The organism is uncultured Sphingomonas sp. (assembly GCF_964244235.1).
Taxonomy (GTDB): Bacteria; Pseudomonadota; Alphaproteobacteria; order Sphingomonadales; family Sphingomonadaceae; genus Sphingomonas.
In genome coordinates, this window is sequence record NZ_CAXTII010000142.1 from 1 (window position 1) to 2,548 (window position 2,548).

The following is a 2,548-nucleotide window of genomic DNA, read 5'->3' on the forward strand; positions in this document are numbered from 1 at the left end:
GGGACTGAGATTGATCCGGGCACCCTCTGCGGCGGTCGCGACGAAGAATATCGGCTGTTTCGTGATGAACGCGCGGTGGTCGTCGTTCAGCGCGGTGAAGAATTCCATCGGCGATGCTCCCGATTGACGCGCATCGCGCGCGCGCATAACCTACGCGCATGAAGCATGATCCGATCGCATCCGGCAAGCGGAAATCTGTCAACCTGTCGATCGACAGCGGCGTGGTCGAGGCAGCGCGTGAGGCTGGTATCAACCTGTCCAAAATCAGCGAAGCGGCACTGCGCAACGCGACGAAGGTTGAACGTGATCGGCGCTGGCGCGAAGAGAATCGGGAATGGGCGGAGTCGGTGAACCGTTGGGTTGAGGAGCATGGCCTACCGCTGGAAAAGTACCGCTTGTTCTAATGCCACAGTTCGATGTGTACCGCACGAGCGAGGGCAACCTGCTGCTCGACTGCCAGTCCGAGGCACTGTCCCATCTCGCCACCCGTCTGACGGCTCCGCTGCTACCGGCGGACCAGTCGCCGGAGCAGCGTACACGGCTCAATCCCGACTTCGAGATTGACGGCCGGTCCTATGTAATGGTCACACAGTTCGCCGCGGCAGTCAGCGTACGAATCCTTCGTACGAAGGTGACCAATCTAGCGCACGCGCATTTTCGGATCATCGGTGCCTTCGACATGATGTTGACAGGCGTCTGACCCTCACCCCGTCGCCGTCCCGCCCACCGTCAGCCCGTCCACGAGCAGTGTCGGCTGTCCGACACCGGCGGGGACGCTCTGCCCGCCCTTCCCGCACACGCCGATGCCCTCGTCCAGCGCGAAATCGTTCCCGATCCCGCGCACCTTCGTCAGCGAACTTGGCCCGTCGCCGATCAGCGTAGCACCCTTGATCGGCGCGCCCAGCTTGCCGTCCTCGATCAGATACGCCTCGGTGCAGCTGAACACGAACTTGCCCGATACGATGTCGACCTGCCCGCCGCCGAACGCCTTGGCGAAGATGCCCTTCTTGACGCGGCTCAGCAGCTCGGCGGGATCGTCCTGCCCGGCCTTCATGAAGGTGTTGGTCATCCGCGGCATCGGCGCATGCTGGAAACTCTCGCGCCGGCCGTTGCCGGTGGGGGCGACGCCCATCAGCCGCGCGTTCAGCCGGTCGTGGATATAGCCCTTCAGGATACCGTCCTCGATCAGGATGTTCTCCTGCGTCGGCGTGCCCTCATCGTCGATCGTCAACGAACCGCGCTTGTCGGCAAGGCTGCCGTCGTCGATCACGGTAACGCCCGGCGCGGCAACCCGTTCGCCGATCCGGCCCGAAAAGGCGCTGGTCCCCTTGCGGTTGAAATCGCCTTCCAGCCCGTGGCCGATCGCCTCGTGCAGCAGGATGCCCGGCCAGCCATTGCCGAGCAGCACGGTCATTTCGCCCGCGGGCGCCGCGACTGCGTCGAGGTTGGTCAGCGCCTGCGCCAGCGCCTCGTCGATCGCGCGGTTCCATGTCTCGGGCGCGAACAGGTCGTCGTAGAGGTAGCGGCCGCCGATGCCGTAGCTGCCCGTCTCGCGACGGCCGTTCCGCTCGGCGACGATCGATACGTTCAGACGCACCAGCGGGCGGACGTCGGTCGCGACGAAGCCGTCGGCGCGGACGATCTCGACCACCGCCCAGCTGCCCGACAGCGACACCGAAACCTGCGCGACGCGGGGATCGCGCGCGCGCGCCGCGGCGTCGATCGTCTGGCAGAGGTTCACCTTGTCCGCGAAGGGCACGAGGTCGAGCGGATCGGCGTCGGTATAGAGGTGGCGGTTCGTGCGTGCGGGCGGCGATGCCTTCGCGGCCTTGCCGGGCTCGATCAGCGCCATCGTCTCCGCGGCGCGGCGGATCGCGGCGGGGGATAGTTCATTGGCGTGCGCGAACGCGGTCGTCTCGCCCGAAACCGCACGCAGGCCGAAGCCGCCTTGCGTATCGTAGCTCGCGGTCTTCAGCCGTCCGTCGTCGAACCCGAACGCCTCGCTGCGGCGATATTGGAGGTAGAGTTCGCCGTCGTCCGCATCGGCGAGCGCCTTCGCGGTCAATGCCTGCGCCTGCTCCGGATCGAGCGCGTGGCGGTAGAGGAACTGGCGGGGATCTGTCGGGATGGTCATACCGACGGATATAGGCCTGCCCCGAGCGTAGTCGAGGGGGGACCTATCGTCCTGCACCATCCCCGTGATCTTCGAGTGCCGACTGATCCGCGCCATCGGCCGGGCCACCCGTCAGGATGAAACGCCGATCGCAATAGCCGCAATCGACATAGCCGGACTCGCTGATCTGCAACCACACCCGCGGATGGCCGAGCGCGGCGCCGCCGGGGATATCGCTCGCCCCGTCGCACGCGACGCGGGGCTGGGTGACTCGGATGGTTTCGGGTGGCACCTGCATCGGGGAGCGCGATAGCGCGGGGCGCGGCTGCAAACAATCCTCCCCGCGCGCGGGGAGGATTGGAAGCGCAGGTGGCCGAGGGGGCGGGCCGCAAGCGCAAACCTACGTGGAGCGGCCCCTCGACCACGCCGCATGAG

General features: G+C 66.5%; 4 protein-coding genes and 1 pseudogene. 2 read left to right on the plus strand and 3 right to left on the minus strand.

The features are described from left to right. A pseudogene (locus tag ACFE7D_RS14290) lies at positions 1-108 on the minus strand (pyridoxamine 5'-phosphate oxidase family protein); the annotation flags it as partial. A gap of 50 nt (positions 109-158) precedes the next feature. Between ACFE7D_RS14290 and ACFE7D_RS14295 the strand changes: the two are divergent. Both ACFE7D_RS14295 and ACFE7D_RS14300 read left to right on the plus strand, forming a co-directional pair. Beyond that, positions 159-404: a type II toxin-antitoxin system CcdA family antitoxin gene (locus ACFE7D_RS14295; protein WP_375396077.1), complete on the plus strand. Its 246-nt coding sequence runs from the start codon at positions 159-161 to the stop codon at positions 402-404. Further along, complete coding sequence (locus ACFE7D_RS14300; RefSeq protein ID WP_375396078.1) at positions 404-700, plus strand: CcdB family protein; 297 nt, start codon at positions 404-406, stop codon at positions 698-700. Before ACFE7D_RS14295 ends, ACFE7D_RS14300 begins: the two co-directional genes overlap by 1 nt. 3 nt (positions 701-703) lie before the next feature. Here the strand turns inward: ACFE7D_RS14300 and tldD are convergent, their stop codons facing one another. After that, complete coding sequence (gene tldD, locus ACFE7D_RS14305) at positions 704-2,134, minus strand: metalloprotease TldD (protein ID WP_375396079.1); 1,431 nt, start codon at positions 2,132-2,134, stop codon at positions 704-706. 43 nt (positions 2,135-2,177) lie between these two features. Further along, a complete protein-coding gene (locus tag ACFE7D_RS14310; protein ID WP_375396080.1) occupies positions 2,178-2,411 on the minus strand; it encodes a zinc-finger domain-containing protein in 234 nt (77 codons plus the stop codon). Positions 2,412-2,548: the final 137 nt, after the last annotated feature.